Source organism: Planobispora longispora, from assembly GCF_016863135.1.
Taxonomy (GTDB): Bacteria; Actinomycetota; Actinomycetes; order Streptosporangiales; family Streptosporangiaceae; genus Planobispora; species Planobispora longispora.
Genome location: NZ_BOOH01000016.1, coordinates 310,296 through 327,417, shown reverse-complemented (window position 1 = coordinate 327,417; position 17,122 = coordinate 310,296). Strand labels below are relative to the sequence as shown.

At 71.5% G+C, this 17,122-nt stretch carries 14 protein-coding genes, 1 pseudogene and 2 riboswitches; of the genes and pseudogenes, 4 read left to right on the top strand and 11 right to left on the bottom strand.

The window, feature by feature from the left end; all coding sequences use genetic code 11:
- A pseudogene (locus Plo01_RS09980) lies at positions 1–201 on the bottom strand (DUF4870 domain-containing protein); the annotation flags it as partial.
- Between the two features lie 96 nt (positions 202–297).
- Complete coding sequence (locus Plo01_RS09975; protein ID WP_239316082.1) at positions 298–882, bottom strand: amino-acid N-acetyltransferase; 585 nt, start codon at positions 880–882, stop codon at positions 298–300.
- 335 nt (positions 883–1,217) lie between these two features.
- Positions 1,218–1,363: riboswitch (cyclic di-AMP (ydaO/yuaA leader) on the top strand.
- A gap of 5 nt (positions 1,364–1,368) precedes the next feature.
- On the opposite strand from Plo01_RS09975, the gene Plo01_RS09970 reads away from it, so the two are divergent.
- Positions 1,369–2,427, top strand: coding sequence for a C40 family peptidase (locus Plo01_RS09970; protein ID WP_239316080.1), 1,059 nt, complete (start codon positions 1,369–1,371; stop codon positions 2,425–2,427).
- Between the two features lie 57 nt (positions 2,428–2,484).
- Here the strand turns inward: Plo01_RS09970 and Plo01_RS09965 are convergent, their stop codons facing one another.
- From Plo01_RS09965 to Plo01_RS09935, 7 genes are all read right to left on the bottom strand, one after another.
- Entirely contained in the window at positions 2,485–2,670 is a 186-nt protein-coding gene (locus Plo01_RS09965) for a helix-turn-helix domain-containing protein (protein ID WP_203890219.1), read from the bottom strand.
- A 517-nt stretch (positions 2,671–3,187) separates the two neighbouring features.
- On the bottom strand, positions 3,188–4,687 hold the full coding sequence (gene lysX, locus Plo01_RS09960; RefSeq protein WP_203890218.1) for a bifunctional lysylphosphatidylglycerol synthetase/lysine--tRNA ligase LysX: 1,500 nt from the start codon (positions 4,685–4,687) through the stop codon (positions 3,188–3,190).
- Positions 4,688–4,744: 57 nt separating this feature from the next.
- Complete coding sequence (locus Plo01_RS09955) at positions 4,745–5,527, bottom strand: type III pantothenate kinase (protein ID WP_203890217.1); 783 nt, start codon at positions 5,525–5,527, stop codon at positions 4,745–4,747.
- On the bottom strand, positions 5,527–8,094 hold the full coding sequence (locus Plo01_RS09950) for an L-aspartate oxidase (protein ID WP_203890216.1): 2,568 nt from the start codon (positions 8,092–8,094) through the stop codon (positions 5,527–5,529). The genes Plo01_RS09955 and Plo01_RS09950 overlap by 1 nt, the downstream gene beginning before the upstream one ends.
- 131 nt (positions 8,095–8,225) lie before the next feature.
- Positions 8,226–8,642: an aspartate 1-decarboxylase gene (gene panD / locus Plo01_RS09945; protein WP_203890215.1), complete on the bottom strand. Its 417-nt coding sequence runs from the start codon at positions 8,640–8,642 to the stop codon at positions 8,226–8,228.
- Between the two features lie 161 nt (positions 8,643–8,803).
- Positions 8,804–9,652, bottom strand: coding sequence for a pantoate--beta-alanine ligase (gene panC, locus Plo01_RS09940; RefSeq protein ID WP_203890214.1), 849 nt, complete (start codon positions 9,650–9,652; stop codon positions 8,804–8,806).
- Complete coding sequence (locus Plo01_RS09935) at positions 9,643–10,554, bottom strand: Rossmann-like and DUF2520 domain-containing protein (protein WP_203890245.1); 912 nt, start codon at positions 10,552–10,554, stop codon at positions 9,643–9,645. Before Plo01_RS09935 ends, panC begins: the two co-directional genes overlap by 10 nt.
- Positions 10,555–10,921: 367 nt before the next feature.
- On the opposite strand from Plo01_RS09935, the gene Plo01_RS09930 reads away from it, so the two are divergent.
- The gene (locus tag Plo01_RS09930; RefSeq protein ID WP_203890213.1) at positions 10,922–11,887 is read left to right on the top strand and encodes an SAM-dependent methyltransferase; all 966 of its coding nucleotides are present in this window, start codon (positions 10,922–10,924) and stop codon (positions 11,885–11,887) included.
- A gap of 27 nt (positions 11,888–11,914) precedes the next feature.
- On the opposite strand, the gene Plo01_RS09925 is transcribed toward Plo01_RS09930, so the two are convergent.
- Entirely contained in the window at positions 11,915–13,114 is a 1,200-nt protein-coding gene (locus tag Plo01_RS09925; RefSeq protein ID WP_203890212.1) for a cytochrome P450, read from the bottom strand.
- 148 nt (positions 13,115–13,262) lie between these two features.
- Positions 13,263–14,027, bottom strand: coding sequence for a TerC family protein (locus tag Plo01_RS09920; RefSeq protein ID WP_203890211.1), 765 nt, complete (start codon positions 14,025–14,027; stop codon positions 13,263–13,265).
- Between the two features lie 252 nt (positions 14,028–14,279).
- A riboswitch (SAM riboswitch) is annotated at positions 14,280–14,395 on the top strand.
- 289 nt (positions 14,396–14,684) lie between these two features.
- Between Plo01_RS09920 and Plo01_RS09915 the strand changes: the two genes are divergently transcribed.
- Both Plo01_RS09915 and Plo01_RS09910 read left to right on the top strand, forming a co-directional pair.
- Positions 14,685–15,911, top strand: coding sequence for an aminotransferase class V-fold PLP-dependent enzyme (locus tag Plo01_RS09915; RefSeq protein WP_239316094.1), 1,227 nt, complete (start codon positions 14,685–14,687; stop codon positions 15,909–15,911).
- A gap of 43 nt (positions 15,912–15,954) precedes the next feature.
- A complete protein-coding gene (locus tag Plo01_RS09910) occupies positions 15,955–17,115 on the top strand; it encodes an NADH-quinone oxidoreductase subunit D (protein ID WP_203890210.1) in 1,161 nt (386 codons plus the stop codon).
- Positions 17,116–17,122 lie beyond the last annotated feature (7 nt).

Genomic DNA, 17,122 nt, shown 5'->3' with positions numbered 1-17,122 from the left:
CCCGTAGTCAGACTGCTGGCCGTAACCGGGCTGAGCCTGCCCGGGTCCGGTGTTCTCCGATCGGTATCCCACGATCGTCACATCGGGGTCGAGCCCGCCCTGGGCGCGACCCGCGTTCTGCTGTCCGTATTCCGGCTGCCCCGACGGTGTGCGATCGCGGTCGGGATCATCCTGCGGATACGGCGGCTGTCCGGTGCTCACCGCGTCACCTCACTTCGACTGGGCATGTGACTTATGTCAGGCACATGCGGTGCTGGTGCACAAGGTATCGATATAGGTAACAACAGTCATCTTTTCCTACGAGTCAGCGCCAGGCCCACTCGCGTCCAGATGAAGCAGCATCCTGGTGTTTCCCAAGGTGTTGGGCTTGACGTGTTCCAGGTCCAGAAACTCGGCCACTCCTTCGTCGTAGGAGGCGAGAAGTTCGGCGTAGACCTCCGGCGCGACGGGCGTGCCCCGGATCTCCCGGAATCCGTGCCCGGCGAAGAAAGCGACCTCGAAGGTGAGGCAGAAGACCCGGCGCAGGCCGAGCTCCCGGGCGGTGCGGATGAGCGCGGAGACGATCAGGTGGCCGATGCCCATCCCCCGGCAGGAGGGATCGACGGCGACGGTGCGGATCTCCGCGAGGTCCTCCCAGAGCACGTGGAGCGCCCCGCAGCCGACCACCTCGCCGTCCCGCTCGGCGACCCAGAACTCCTGGACGTCCTCGTACAGCGTGACCGTCGCCTTCTCCAGCAGGCGCGGACCGGCCCCCGCGTAAGTGTCGACGAGCCGCCGGACGGCGCGCACGTCCGGGGTGCGGGCGCGCCGGACCGTGATCGTGCCGACTTCCCTCCGCTCCGGGAGTTCCCGTCCCGGCGATGGCTCCACAACCTGCTCCATAACCGCTCAGAGTACGTCCTCGGGGCGTGCGGATTACGGCCCATCCCTAACTCCCGCCCCACAAGCACTCGTGACGGTCTGTGGACGGCCGGTCACGATGCGCTGGCCGCACCGGCCGCAGCTCGTCCTCCACCTGGAGAAAGCACGCGGACCTGCGGAGATTCGGCGAAGTGCGACGGTGAACGGATCAGCCCAGGGTAATAGCCATGTTGATCATTCTTTCATGTGATCTGTCTGTGATCTTCCGGTTGTGGAACCTCTACCCAGTTAGCAGTTCTGGTTGAGCACGAACCTCCATTGCACTAATGTCCAGGCTCGATACCGGCCCTCCCGAAGCGGCCGGTTCGCCGAATCTCCGAACCTGGGGAACCGGGGACCCATACCTCCGGGGTGAATCCGTGGTGCGCCCCCGCACCCCGGTAGGGCTGTCTCCCGGCCCGAACCCGTCAGCTAACCCGGTAGGCGGCGTAGGAGAGGAGCCTGTTGGTGAAGCGCACGCGCGATCGTGGAGGAAGGCATGCGGGCAAGCGCGCCCGCTGCCGAGAACACGGCCCGCACGGAGCCCCCGGGAGGCTCTCCCAGAAGATCGCAGTCATCGGGATCGCTTTCGCCGCCCTGGCCCTCGGCACCCCGCTGAGCACGGCCACCGCCGATCCCCGGCCCGACATCCAGGATCTCGCCAAGCAGGCCGACAAGCTGCACACGGAGATCGGTCGGCTCACCGAGCAGTACAACGGCGAGCGGGTCAAGCTCAAGCAGGCCGAGCGGGTCGCCGAGGCGGCCAAGAAGACGCTCTCCATGAGCGAGGCCGAACTGGAGGAGCGGCGGCGCAAGGCCCGCCTGCTCGCGCAGCGGAACTACATGACCCGCGGAATGGGCCCCGGGTTCACCTTCGTCGGCTCCGGCGACCCCGACGCCTTCCTCGACCAGGCCACCACCGCCTACGCGCTCCAGCAGCGGCAGAGCGAGGAGGTCGCGCAGGTCAGCGAGGCGATGGAGGCCGCCGAGAAGGCCAAGGTCACCGCCAAGGCCCGGACCACCGAGGTCAAGGAGATCATCTCCCAGATCGAGACCAAGCGCACCAGGATCGAGCGGCTGGTCACCAGGGTCGAGAGCGACCTGTTCAGGGAGGTCCGCGAGCGGGCCGGCAACCGGGGCCGCCGCGTGAAGGTCGACATGCCCGTCACCGGCACCGGCAAGGCCGCCGAGGCCGCCCGGTGGGCGCTCACGCAACAGCTCAAGCCGTACGTGTGGGGCGCCGAGGGTCCCAGCGGCTTCGACTGCTCCGGCCTGGTCATGTGGGCCTACCAGAAGGTCGGCATCAGCCTGCCCCACTACACCGGCAACCAGTGGACCGCGGGCACGCACATCTCCAGGGAGCAGCTGCGCCCGGGAGACCTGGTGTTCTTCTACAGCGATCTCCACCACGTCGGGATCTACATCGGCGGGGGCCTGATGGTCCACGCGCCGCAGACCGGCGACGTCGTCCACATCGCCCCGATCTCGGGCCGCCCGTTCGCCGGAGGAGTCCGCATCGCGGACTGAGCGGGATCCACCGGGATCCGCGCGGTCCGCGAGAGATCCGCGAGCGGGCGGCTCGGATCAGATCAGGCGACGACGGGCGGCCCAGGCCACCGCCTCGATGGCGGTGGCCACCCCGATGCGGTCGCAGATGCCGCGGAGCCTGCGCCGGACCGTCCGCCCGCTGATGTCGAGACGGCGCCCCACACGGTCCACGGTGACCCCCTTGGCGAGCTCCGCCAGGAGGACGAGGTCGTCGTTGCTCAACCCGGCCGCACGCGCGTCCGGAAGACTGCCACTTCGATGGGAATCCACAACAGCTTCTGGATATGCCATCTCGAGATCCTCCCCCCGCACCGGAACCCAGCCGTGAGTGATCGGATGAAAATGCCGCCCGCCGGGAACGGTACCGTCAGGAACGTTAAACGCCTTCTTCAAAGGTCGTCAAGCTTCGTTCTCCGTAGAGGCGGCAGACAACATTGACATAACGGACAGCGCATGAACTACTCACGATATGTCGGAGCCTTTAAGGTTAAGCGGATTACGCGGTCACGACTCGGGTGATATGCACACGCGCAAATGCGGTTTCCGAGCTGCGCGTTAACCCCGCCGGAGTCTCGCCCCGGTCCCGCGCGGACCGCTGGGAAACAGGGCCCGGACCGCTTGACGGCACGGCCCGGACCGCGTCGGGTTCGTCCCGGACCGCGCTGATCGGCCGGGGTTCCCTCCCCGACAACGGCGATCCGCCCGGCCCGCGATCGGGCCGGGCGGATCGTCCCCTGCCTCAGCCCGCCGGCTTGACCAGCGGGAACAGGATGGTCTCGCGGATGTTCCTGCCGGTGAAGGCCATGATCATCCGGTCGATGCCGACCCCGACGCCGCCGGTGGGCGGCATCGCGAATTCCAGGGCGGTGAGGAAGTCCTCGTCAAGCTGCATGGCCTCCGGGTCGCCGCCCGCCGCCAGCAACGACTGCTCCACCAGGCGGCGGCGCTGCTCGATCGGGTCGTTCAGCTCCGAGTAGGCGGTGCCCAGCTCGGTGCCGAACCCGATCAGGTCCCACTTCTCCGTCACCAGCGGGTTGTCGCGGTGCTGGCGGGCCAGCGGGGAGGTCTCCAGCGGATAGTCCATCACGAACGTGGGCTGGATGAGCGTGTGCTCGACCAGCGCCTCGAAGAGCTCCTGGACGATCTTGCCCTGTCCCCACTTGGGGTCCCAGTGGACCTCCCTGGCGTCGGCCAGCTTGCGGACCTGCTCCAGGGAGGTCTCGGTGGTGATCTCCTCTCCGATCGCCTCCGAGACGGAGCCGTACAGCGTGATCCGCGGCCACTGGGCCAGGCCCAGGTCGACCTCCCGGCCGTCGTGCACCACGACCGTGGTGCCCAGCGCGGCGACCACGGCCTTCTGGTACATGCGCTGGGTCAGGTCGGCCATGTCGTTGTAGTCGAGATACGTCCCGTACGCCTCGAGCATGGTGAACTCGGGGTTGTGGGTGGCGTCCGCGCCCTCGTTGCGGAAGTTGCGGTTGATCTCGAAGACCTTCTCGATGCCGCCCACCACGAGCCGCTTGAGGTAGAGCTCGATCGCGATGCGGAGGTAGAGCTCCATGTCGTAGGCGTTGATGTGGGTCTTGAAGGGCCGGGCCGCCGCGCCGCCGTGGATCGGCTGCAGCATCGGCGTCTCGACCTCCAGGTAGCCCTCCTCGTGCCAGAAGTCGCGCACGGCCCGCACCGTCTCGCTGCGCAGGCGGGCCATCCGGCGGGCCTCGTCGTTGACGATGAGGTCCACGTAGCGCAGCCGGACCCGCGCCTCGGGGTCGGTGAGCCCGGCGTGCTTCTCCGGCAGCGGGCGCAGGCACTTGGAGGTGATCGCCCACCGGTCGGCCAGGATGGACAGCTCGCCCCGCTTGGAGGTGATCACCTCGCCCTCGACGCCGATGTGATCGCCGAGGTCGACGTCGCGCTTCCAGGCGGCGAGGGACTCCTCGCCGACCTTGTCCAGCGAGATCATGACCTGGAGGTCGCCGGAGCCGTCCCGGATCGTGGCGAAGCAGAGCTTGCCTCCGGTCCGGGAGAGCATGATGCGGCCCGTGACGCCCACTTTGTCGCCGGTCGCGGTGTCAGCGCCGAGATCAGCGTATTTCTCGCGGATCTCGGCGTTGGTCGCGGTGCGCGGGAAATTCACCGGGTAGGGGTCGACGCCCTCGGAACGGAGGCGGTCGAGCTTCTCCCGGCGCACGCGCATCTGCTCGGGCAGATCCTCGGCTGGAGTCACATGGTCGGTCACGCAGCCAAGGGTACCGACATTAGAGAATTGGCGTTCATCTGTATTGACGTGCGCGCGTCATGCGGTGTTGCGGTGATAGATGAGCCGGAGCCCGATCAGCGTCAGCCACGGCTCGTGCACGTCCACCGTGGCGGCCTCGCCGACCACGAGCGGCGCCGCGCCGCCCGTCGCGACCACGGTGACGTCGTCGGGGTCGTCGGCCAGCTCCGCGGCCATCCGCTCCACGATCCCGTCCACCTGCCCGGCGAAGCCGTAGATGATGCCCGACTGGAGCGCCTCGACCGTGTTCTTCGCGATCACCGAGCGGGGCCGGATCAGCTCCACCTTGTGCAGCTGCGCCCCGGCCGCGGCCAGCGCGTCCACCGAGATCTCGATCCCGGGCGCGGTGACGGCCCCGACGTACTCCCCCTTGGCGGAGACGGCGTCGAAGGAGGTCGCGGTGCCGAAGTCGACGATGATGCACGGCCCGCCGTACAGCTGGATGGCCGCCAGCGCGTTGACGATCCGGTCGCTGCCGACCTCCTTGGGGTTGTCCATCCGGACCGGCACCCCGGTGCGCACGCCGGGCTCCACGATGACCGCGGTGACGTCGCCGTAGTAGCGGCGGCACATCTCGCGCATCTCGTTGAGCACCGAGGGAACGGTGGAGCAGATCACGATGCCGTCGACGTCGGCCCCCTTGAGCAGGGGCGACTGGGCGAGCAGGCCCTGCAGCACGACGGCGACCTCGTCGGCCGTGCGCCGGGCGTCGGTCGCGATCCGCCAGTGCTCGATGACCTCCTCGCCCTCGAACAGGCCGAGAACGGTGTGCGTGTTGCCGACGTCGATGGCGAGCAGCATCAATTCCCCCGAAGGTCCAAGGCGATGTCCAGGGCCGGCGCCGAGTGCGTGAGCGCGCCCACGGCAAGGTAGTCAACGCCAGTTTCGGCTACATCACGGGCCGATTCCAAGGTCAATCCCCCGCTGGACTCCAACCGTGCCCTGCCGTTCACCAGCCGTACGGCCTCCGCCAGCTCGGCCACCGTGAAGTTGTCCAGCAGGATCTCCTCCGCCCCCTCCGCGAGCACCGGCTCGATCTGGTCGATCCGGTCGACCTCGACCTCGATCGGCAGCCCGGGGTAGGCGTCCCGGACCGCCCGGAAGGCCTCGGCCACCCCGCCCGCGGCCACGACGTGATTGTCCTTGATCAATGCGGCGTCCGACAAGGACATGCGGTGGTTGACCCCGCCGCCGGCGCGCACGGCGTACTTCTCCAGCGCGCGCAGGCCCGGCAGGGTCTTGCGGCTGTCCCGGATGCGGGCCCCCGTCCCCTCGACCGCCCGGACCCACCGGCCGGTGAGCGAGGCGACGCCGGACAGGTGGGTGAGCAGGTTCAGCGCGGTCCGCTCGGCTGTCAGCAGGTCGCGGGTGGCGCCGGTGACGGTCATCAGCACGTCCCCCCGGCTCACCCGCTCGCCGTCCTTGACGTGCCGCTCGGCGCGGCTCGCCCCGAAGCGGGCGAAGACCGCCTCGGCGACCGCGAGGCCCGCCACCACGCCGTCCGCCCGCGCCACCACGTCGGCCGTCGCGACCTGGCCGGCCGGGATCGTGGCGATGCTCGTCACGTCGCCGGCCTCCTGGACGTCCTCCCGGAGCGCGGCGTCGATCACCGCGCCGACCTCGGCGGGCTCCAGCCCCGCCGCGGTCAGCTCGTCGGCCACGTGCGCGGGCAGGGAGGCGTCGTACGCCTGCGGGGAGACGGAGTGCGGGCGGTGGCTCATCGTCAGTCCTTCTCCTGTCAGGGTCACGTCGAGGTGGCTCAGCCACCGGGCGTCGTCGCGCTCGGGGAAGTCCTCCCGCCAGTGCGACCCGCGGGTCTCCCGGCGGGTGCGGGCCGCCTCCACCAGCGCCGAGGCGACGGTCAGCAGGTTGGTGGTCTCCCACGCCTCGGTGCACGGCTCGACCGCCACCGGGGTCCAGCGGAAGTTGATCAGCGCCCGGCTGACCTCGTCGAGGCTCTCACCGCTGCGCAGCACGCTCGCACCCCGGCTCATGTGCCACTGGATCCTGGACCGGGCCCGGGAGTCCACCAGGCCGCCGGGAAGCCCGTCGGCCGCCGGTTCACGGGGCGAGAGCCGTACGGCCTCGTCCGCCCGGGGACCCCGCCGCGCGTGGATGTCCGCGGCGATCCGCTCGGCGAAGACCAGCCCCTCCAGCAGCGAGTTGGAGGCCAGCCGGTTGGCGCCGTGCACGCCGGTGCAGGCCACCTCGCCGCAGGCGTACAGGCCCGGCACGCTGGTACGGCCGTGCAGGTCGACGCGGACGCCGCCGCTGGCGTAGTGGGCGGCCGGGGCGACCGGGATGGGCCGGGTCACCGGGTCGATGCCGTGCTCCAGGCAGACCGCGTGGATGGTCGGGAAGCGGGTGCGCCACTTCTCCTCGCCGAAGTGCCGGGCGTCGAGGTACATGTGGTCGGCGCCCGTCTCGCGCATCCGCCGCATGATCGCTTTGGCCACGACGTCGCGGGGCGCGAGGTCGGCGAGCTCGTGCACGTCCTTCATGAAGCGGACCCCGTCGGCGTCGACGAGCACCGCGCCCTCGCCGCGCACCGCCTCGGAGATCAGCGGCTGCTGGCCGGTGGAGTCCTCGCCGAGCCAGAGCACGGTCGGGTGGAACTGGACGAACTCCAGGTCCCTGACGACGGCTCCGGCCCGCAGCGCGAGCGCCACCCCGTCCCCGGTGGAGACCAGGGGGTTGGTCGTGGCGGCGTAGACCTGCCCCATTCCGCCGGTGGCGAGCACCACCGCCGGGGACCGGACCGCGCCCACGCCGTCGCGCGTGCCCTCCCCCATCACGTGCAGGGTCACCCCGGCCGTACGGCCCGCGGCGTCCTTGAGCAGGTCGAGCACCAGCGCGTGCTCGATCACCTCGATGCCCGGCGTCGCCCGGACCGCCGCGATGAGGGCCCGCTGCACCTCGGCCCCGGTGGCGTCGCCGCCCGCGTGCACGATGCGGTCGCGCCGGTGACCGCCCTCCCGGGTGAGCTGGAGCTCGCCCGAGGCGTCGGTGTCGAAGCGCGCGCCCGCCGCGATCAGGCGGCGCAGCGCGTCCGGGCCCTCGGTCACCAGGACCCGGACCGCCTCCTCGTCGCAGAGGCCCACCCCGGCGACGAGCGTGTCGGACAGGTGCTCGGCCGGGCTGTCCTCGGGGTCGAGCACCGCGGCGATGCCGCCCTGCGCCCAGCGCGTGGAGCCCGCCGAGAGCACGTCCTTGGTGACGACCAGGACGCGTGCCCCGGGGTCGAGTGCGACCTGGCGCAGCGCCAGGGTCAGACCCGCGATCCCGGAGCCCACCACGACCACGTCCGCCTCGACTGTCCAGCCCGGCTCGGGCGCGGTCAGCCTCTGGGGGATGGGAGGAATACTCACGGCCGCCTCCTCGCTGTGTTTTTGGCCGTGCTGCGCACGGCGGCTCCTCGCGAACCCACGTATTTCGTCAACATGACGATAACGCCTCGCAAAGCGCGGGCCTTCCCCGGGGGCGGTCGGAGCGGGCGGGGTCAGCCCGAGACGAGGTCTCCGCGGAGGTCGGCGGAGCCGGGGACGGGCTCGGCGGGGTCGTCGCCCAGGTCGACGATCCGGTTCTCCCGGTCGACGTGGACGACGCGGGGACGGAAGATCCGGGCCTCGGCGTCGTCCATCTGGCCGTAGGCGATGATGATCACCAGATCGCCCTGGTGGACCAGGCGGGCGGCGGCGCCGTTGATGCCGATGACCCCGGAGCCGCGCGGCCCGGTGATCGCGTAGGTCACCAGCCGGGCGCCGTTGTCGATGTCCACCACGTGAACCTGCTCGCCGGGGAGCAGCCCCGCCGCGTCCATCAGGTCCTCGTCGATGGTGATCGATCCCACGTAGTGCAGATCCGCCTGGGTGATGGTGGCCCGGTGGATCTTGGAGGTCAGCATGGTTCGCAGCATGCGTCGTCTGCCTTTCTCAGGGTCGCGTCGCCAAGGGGCTCAGGGTCGTGTCGCCATGGGGCTCAGGATCGCTTCGCCACGGGCGTGCACGCCGGACAGAAGAGATGCCAGGGTATAGATCGACCTCGTACGAGGACAATGCCGCCGATCGACGCCGCCGATCAGCCCAGCGTGAGGACAACGTTGTCGATCAGCCGGGTAGTCCCGACCCTGGCCGCGACGGCGAGAATCGCCTCTCCCCCATGATCGTCGCCCACCTCGGCGAAGGTCGCCGGGTCCGCGAGGATCAGATAGTCGACGTCCGCCTCGGGCTCGGCGTCGAGCACGGCCCGCGCCGCCCGCCGGATCTCCGCGGGCGTGCCCTCCTGCGCCCCCGCGAACAGCGCCCGGGACAGCGCGAGGGCCACGGTCCGGTCCTCCGGCGACAGGTAGCGGTTCCGGCTGGACAGCGCCAGGCCGTCCGCCTCGCGGATCGTGGGGGCGCCCACGACGGAGACCGGCACGTCGAGGTCGGCGACCATCCGCCGGATCAGCGCGAGCTGCTGGGCGTCCTTGCGGCCGAACACCGCCGCGTCCGGCCGGACCAGGTTGAACAGCTTGAGCACCACGGTCAGCACGCCGTCGAAGTGCCCCGGCCGGAACGCCCCCTCGGCGACCGTGCCCATCGGGCCCGCCGAGACGGTGACCTGACGGTCCGGGAGGTACATCTCCTCGGCGGCGGGGGCGAAGACGACGCCCACCCCCTCGGCGGCGCAGACCTCCAGGTCGGCCTCGAACGTCCGGGGATAGCGGGCGTAGTCTTCGCCGGGGCCGAACTGGAGCGGGTTGACGAAGATGCTCACCGCGACGTGGTCGGCGTGCTCACGGGCCAGGCGCATGAGCGAGCGGTGCCCCTCGTGCAGGGCCCCCATGGTGGGCACCAGCGCCAGCGTGGAGCCTCCCTCGCCCACTCCCAGCGCCTGCCGGGCCTCGACCAGCTCGGCGCGGTCATCGGCCACGATCACGTCCATATGTTCCCTCCCAGCGCGTCCAGGAGGCGTTCCGCGGCCTCGGGCTTGAGCAGCCCGGCCGCGAGCGCCCGGTCCGCCGTGAGCCTAGCGAGGGCCACGTAGGCGTCCGCGGCCTCGGGTGCGGCGAGGATCAGAGCGTCCACGTGCTTGCGGACCGTCCCGGCGTCACCGCGCACCACCGGGCCCGTCAGCCCGGCGATGCCGAGCCGGAGCACGTTGTCCAGGGCCGCGCCGAGCAGCGGGCCGAGCATCCGGCCCGGCTCCCGGACCCCGATCTTCTCCAGCAGGTCGGAGGACTCCGCGATGAGCGTGACCATGTGGTTCGCCGCGCCGGCCAGGGCCGCGTGGTAGAGCGCCCGGTCCTTCTCCTCGATCCAGACCGGCTCGCCCTCCATCTCGATGACCAGGGCCTCGGCCACCATGCGGAGCTGGTCGGGCGCGGTGACCCCGAACGAGATGCCGGTCAGGCGGGCGAGGTCGTCGTCCCTGCCGGTGAACGTCATCACCGGGTGCAGGGCCAGCGGCAGCGCCCCCGCCTTGGTCGCCGGGTTCAGCACCGCCAGGCCGTACGCGCCGCTGGTGTGGACCACCAGCTTGCCCCGCAGGTCGGCGCCCGTCTCGGCGAGGCCCGTGACCAGGTCGGGCAGGACGTCGTCCGGGACCGTGAGGAGGACGAGGTCGGCCCTGGCCACCACGTCCTCGGGGCTGCTGGGGGCCACACCGAGCCGGTCGGCGGCCCGCTGCCGGGAGGCGTCGGAGACGCCGCTCGCGGCCACGATCCGATGGCCCGCGCGCGCGAGCGCGGCGCCGACCACCGAGCCGACCCGTCCGGCTCCGAGCACCCCGACCGCCAGTCGCGCCGGGTGAACACCTGTGTCCACGACGTCCCGTCCTCCGACCATCTGGAGCTCCGTCACTGGGGCTCCGCCGCCCAGTTGACCAGCGTAACGGGCGGTGCTCTCCCAACCGCGTCCCGGCATGCGCGGGAGCGGTGGTGGCGTGGCGGGGAGGCCGCGGGAGACGAGGAACCCCGCGGCGAGGAGGCCGGTGGCGGACGCCGGGCCTCTGCCTCTGGCCCGGCGTCCGCCGGAATCCGACCGGCGGGGAGACGACGCGGACCGCGCCCGCTGGGGGAGCGGGCCGGGACGGCCGCCGTCGCCGGTAAGGCAACGGTAACGCAAAGCGACGGCAAGTCCACGTCATTCATCCACCGCGCGTGTCATGGAGATCCCATTTCCCCTCCTGCCCGGCCGGGTAACGTCTGCTCTCATGTGGCTCCCCTGGCGTGCGGCGATGGAACGGGCGCTCTACGGCGAGGACGGCTTCTACCTGCGCGAGCGTCCCTCCGGGCACTTCCGCACCTCGGTCGGGGCCTCCCCGGTCTTCGCCGAGGCCCTCGCCCGCGAGCTCGTCGAGGTCGACCGCGCGCTCGGCCGCCCGGCCGTCGTCGACCTGGTGGACATCGGCGCGGGCGAGGGCATGCTCGCGGCCGGCGTCATGGCCGCCGCGCCGTCCGGGCTCCGGGCCAGGCTGCGGGTGACCGCGGTGGACCTGGCGCCCCGGCCCGCCCGGCTCCCCGGGGAGATCGTGTGGACGGAGACCCCTCCGGAGAAGATCCACGGTCTGGTGGTCGCCAACGAGTGGCTGGACAACGTCCCCGTGGACATCGCCGAGCAGACGCCGCAGGGCCCCCGGCTGGTGCTGGTCGACCCGGAGACCGGTGAGGAGCGGCTGGGGGAGCGCCCGGACGGGGCCGACCTCGCCTGGCTGGCCCGCTGGTGGCCGATGCGGGCGGCGGGCGGGCGGGCGGAGATCGGCAGGCCGCGCGACGAGGCCTGGGCGTCGGTGATCGTACGGCTCGCCCGCGGGCGGGCCATCGCGATCGACTACGCCCACCTGGCGGGGGACCGCCCGCCGTACGGCACGCTGGCCGGTTACCGTGACGGCGCGTCCGTCGCGCCCGTCCCGGACGGCTCGTGCGACGTCACCGCGCACGTCGCCCTGGACGCCTGCGCGGCCGCCGGGGAGCGCGCCGGGGCCGTCACGACGGCCCTGACCACGCAGCGGGCGGCCCTGCGGGCGCTCGGCGTCACCGGCGCCCGCCCGCCCGCCGAGTTCGCGCGCACCGACCCGTCCGGCTACCTGCGGGCGCTCGCGCGGGCCTCGGAGGAGGCGGAGCTGATCGCCCCCGACGGCCTGGGCGGCTTCGGCTGGCTCGTCCAGAGCCGCCTCTGAGGCACGCGCGGGGCGGCGGCGCGGCGGTCAGAGGCGGACCTCCAGGGAGCGCAGGCCGCGGATGATGTAGCCGGGGCCCCACTCCGGCTCGGCGGTGAGCTCCATCTTCGGGGCCCGGCGGAGCAGCGCCCCGAACGACTCGGCGAGCTCGATCCTGGCCAGCGGCGCGCCCAGGCAGAAGTGGATGCCGGCACCGAAGGAGATGTGGGGGTTGTCCGCCCGGCCCACGTCGAGGCGGTCGGGGTCGTCGAACACCTCGGGGTCGCGGTTGGCCGAGCCGAACAGCAGCGCCACCTCGCTGCCGCGCGGGATGTCCACCCCGCCGACCGAGACGTCCTCCAGCACCCAGCGCTCGAACATCTGCAGCGGGGTGTCCCACCGCATCAGCTCCTCGATCGCGGTCGGCAGCAGGCCGTGGTCGGCGCGGAGCCGTTCCAGCTCGGCGGGGTTGCGGAACAGCGACCACCAGCCGTTGCCGGTGACGTTGACGGTGGCCTCGTGCCCGGCGTTGAGCAGGAGCACGCAGGTGCCGACCAGTTCCTCCTCCGTCAGCGTGTCCCCCTCGTCGGCGACCTGCGCGAGAGCGCTGATGAGATCGTCTCCGGGGTTCGCCCGGCGGGCGCGGGCCAGCCCGACGAGGTAGTCCGAGAACTCGGAGGCGGCGCGCACGGCGGTGTGCTGGGCCTCGACCGAGGGGTTGAGCTCGTACATCCCGCAGATGTCCGCCGACCAGGGCCGGAGCAGGTGCCGGTCGGCCTCGGGCACGCCGAGCATCTCGGCGATCACGGTCACCGGGAGCGGTTCGGCCACCTCGGCGATCAGGTCTCCCCCGCCGCTGTCGGCGAACCGGTCCACGAGCTCCCCGGCGATCTGGGCGATCTTGGGGCGGAGCGCCTCGACCATGCGGGGGGTGAACGCCTTGGACACCAGCCGCCGCAGCCGCGTGTGGACCGGGGGCTCGACGTCGAGCATCCCGGCCCTGATCACCCGCCAGAACGGTTCCTGGAACTCCGGGTCGTCCGGCCTGCCGAACTCGGTGTGAGTGGCCACGTGCAGGTAGGAGCGGCCGAGCCTGCGGTCCCGCAGCAGCGCGTTGACGTCGGCGTGCCGGGCGATCAGCCACTGGCCGGTCGGCTCGAAGAAGCTGACCGGCCGCTCGCGCCTGAGCTCGGCGTAGGCCCCGTAGGGATGGGCGACGAATTCCGGATTCCAAGGATCAAAGCGCACAAGCCATGGTAATCCGGAGCCACGGCAGCCCGGGTATGGAGACACGGCGATCCGGGCGCGGAGACCACGACGGCCCTGGCGAGGCCACCGCGGCCCGGACGCGGAGACCACGACGGCCCGGGCGCGGAGAGACCCGATCGCTCAGGACTCAGGACGTGGTGCGCTCGTCCTCCTCGTAGCGGTGGTGCAGCTCGACCGGCTCCGCGCGCCCCGCCTTGGTCCGCGCCCGGATGTTGAGCAGCTCCACCACCAGGGAGAAGGCCATCGCGAAGTAGATGTAGCCCTTGGGGACGTGCTGGTCGAAGCCCTCGCCCAGGAGCACGACGCCGACCAGGACCAGGAAGGCCAGGGCGAGCATCTTGATGCTCGGGTGCTTGTCCACGAAGCGGCTGATCGGCCCGGAGGCGACGAGCATCACGATGACCGAGACGACGACGGCCGCGACCATGACGCCGATCTCGTCCACCATGCCGACCGCGGTGATCACCGAGTCGAGCGAGAACACGATGTCGAGGATCATGATCTGGACGATCACCGCCGAGAAGGATGCGGCGACCTTGCCGCTGGCGTGGCCGGACTTGCCCTCCAGGCTGTCGTGCATCTCGAAGACGCTCTTGCCCAGCAGGAACAGGCCGCCCAGGATGAGGATCAGATCTCGCCCCGAGATCTCCTGGCCCAGCACCTCGAAGAGCGGGGCGGTGAGCCGTACCACCCAGGACAGCGCCAGCAGCAGCGCCAGACGGCTGAGCAGCGCGGCCAGCAGGCCCAGCTTGCGCGCCTTGTCCCGCTGCTCGGGAGGGAGCTTGCCCGCCAGGATGGAGATGAAGATGATGTTGTCGATGCCCAGGACGATCTCCAGGCCGACGAGGGTGAGGAACCCTATCCAGATCTGCGGGTCGGTCACCCAGTCCATCGTTCTCTCCTCCGTGAACTCGCTGTGCGCCTCTGTGAGCCTCTGCGGACCTCTGCGGACCTCTGTAGACCTCTGTGAGGCCGCATCGCGTGCTTGCCGCGCCCGTCGGGCGCGCGCCGGATCGCGGCACGCGTCCGTGCCGTCACGTCCCATGACGATCGGGAGATGCCAGGAGTTCCTGCCCGTGACGATCGACACATCCCATTACGGACTTGCAAAAACAGGGTGGGTGATGGTTATAGTTCGGCCGTAGGTCATGAGTGCCAGCGACAAGCCCCGGCTAGCTGGCCGGCAACCCTCGCGCTCGCGGCGGGGTGCCCCGGGTGAGGACCTGGTCCGGCACGAGGTGTGCCGGGCAAGCGCGGGCTCCATGCACCAATGCCACGGCTTGGGGTCCGATGACCTCGAAGGAGCCCTGGCGTGTCCGCACTCAGCATCTTCGCCGCCCCCTCCCCCTCCGCCGCCGGTCCCGCCGCCGCGGACGGCCTCCTCAGCGCCTCCGGTCCCGCGGACGGCCTCCTCAGCGCCTCCGATCCCGCGGACGGCCTCCTCAGCGCCTCCGATCCCGCGGACGGCCTCCTCAGCGCCTCCGGTCCCGCCGGTGCCCTCCACGCCGCCCTCGCCGTCCCCGCCGCGCGGCCGTCCGGGGAACGGGAGATCCCCGCGGTGCTCGGAGCCGACCTGGAGGTCCCGGTCAAGGGCGGCAGGCTCGTCCGCTACGCCAACCTCGACTACGCCGCCAGCGCGCCCTGTCTGGAGCCGGTGAGCGCCGCCGTCGCCGCCGCGCTCCCGGCCTACTCCAGCGTCCACCGCGGCGCCGGATACGCTTCGCAGCTGACCACGGCCCGCTACGAGCGGGCCCGGCACACGGTCCGCGCCTTCGTCGGCGCCCGCCCCGACGACGCGGTGGTCTTCACCCGCAACACCACCGACGCCACCAACCTCCTGGCCCGCGCCCTCCCCGAGGGGACCACCGCGGTGGTCTTCGACACCGAGCACCACGCCTCGCTGCTGCCCTGGGCCGACGCCGTACGGCTCGCGCCCCCGGCCTTCCCCGGCGAGGCGGTCCGGGCCGTCGACGAGGCCCTGACCGGGATCGACGGCCCCGCGCTGCTCGTCGTGACCGCCGCCTCCAACGTCACCGGCGAGCTCTGGCCGATCGCCGCCCTGGCCCACATCGCCCACCGCCACGGCGCCCGCATCCTCGTCGACGCCGCCCAGCTCGTCCCGCACCGCCGCGTCAACCTGACCGCGCTCGACCTGGACTACGTGGTCTTCTCCGGGCACAAGCTGTACGCCCCCTTCGGCGCGGGCGCGCTCGTCGGCCGCGCCGACTGGCTGGCGGCGGCGCAGCCGTACCTGCGGGGCGGCGGCGCGGTGAAGGCCGTCGGCGACGCCGGGGACACGGCGGGGACCGAGTGGTACGACGACCCCGAGGCCCGTCACGAGGCCGGCACGCCGAACGTCCTGGGCGCCATCGCCCTGGCCGCCGCCTGCGACGCGCTGACCGCCACCGGCTGGACCGCGCTGGTCCGCGAGGAGGAGCGGCTGGTCGCCCGCCTGCGCGCCGGGCTGGACGGCGTCGAGGGCGTGCACCAGCTCTCCCTGTGGGACCGCGACCACCCCCGGGTGGGCATCGTCTCCTTCGTGGTGGACGGCCACACCGCCCGCGAGGTCGCCGAGGCGCTGTCGAGCGAGTACGGCATCGGCGTCCGCGACGGCAAGTTCTGCGCCCACCCCTTCGTCCGCCACCTGCTGGGCGCCAAGGACGGCGGCTGCGACGACGTCACGGCCTCCGCCGTCCGCGCCTCCATCGGCATCGGCACCACCGACGAGCACATCGACCGCCTGATCACCGCGCTGAAGGAGCTGACCTCCCGCTGAGGGATGTATGGGCGAGACGGTGGGGTCGTGGCAGCATGGCCCTATGACGGAACGTGTCGTGGGAGTCGGTGCGGGCGCGGACGCGGTGGGCGGCAAGGAGCTCGCGACCGAGGACATGATCCTCAACATCGGGCCGCAACATCCGTCCACGCACGGGGTGCTCCGGCTCCGGCTCACGCTGGACGGCGAGCGCATCAGCTCGGCCGAGCCGATCGTGGGCTACATGCACCGCGGCGCCGAGAAGCTCTTCGAGGTCAGGGACTACCGGCAGATCGTCGTGCTGGCCAACCGGCACGACTGGCTGTCGGCGTTCGCCAACGAGTTGGGCGTGGTCATGGCCGTGGAGCGCATGCTCGGCATGGAGACGCCGGTCCGGGCCGTCTGGGCCAGGACCCTCCTGGCCGAGCTCAACCGGGTGCTCAGCCACCTGATGTTCCTCGGGTCCTACCCCCTGGAGCTGGGCGCGATGACCCCGATCTTCTACGCCTTCCGGGAGCGCGAGACGCTCCAGGCCGTCATGGAGGAGATCTCCGGCGGCCGCATGCACTACATGTTCAACCGGGTCGGCGGCCTGAAGGAGGAGCTCCCCGAGGGCTGGCTGGGCCGCGTCTCCGAGGCGGTCGCGGACGTGCGGCGGCGCCTGCCCGACATCGAGGCCCTGCTCGTCGGGAACGAGATCTTCATGGCCCGCACGCGCGGCGTGGGCGTGCTCTCCCGCGAGCAGATCATGCAGTACGGCGTGAGCGGCCCCATCGCCCGCGCCTCCGGAGTCGACCTCGACCTGCGGCGCGACGACCCCTACCTCGCCTACGGCGAGCTGCCGGTGAAGGTCGTCACCCGGACGGCCGGAGACTGCCACGCCCGGTTCGAGGTGCTGCTGGAGCAGGCGAAGGTCTCGCTGGACCTGGCGGACGCCTGCCTGGAGCGGCTCCGCGCGCTGCCGCCGGGCCCGATCAACCAGCGCCTGCCCAAGGTGCTGAAGGTCCCCGAGGGCCACACCTACGCCTGGACGGAGAACCCGCTCGGCATCAACGGCTACTACCTCGTCTCGCGCGGCGAGAAGACCCCGTGGCGGATGAAGCTCCGCTCCGCCTCCTACAACAACGTCCAGGCGCTGCGCGAGATGCTCCCCGGCCAGCTGGTCGCCGACATGGTCGCCATCCTGGGCTCGATGTTCTTCGTGGTGGGCGACATCGACAAGTGACGGCATC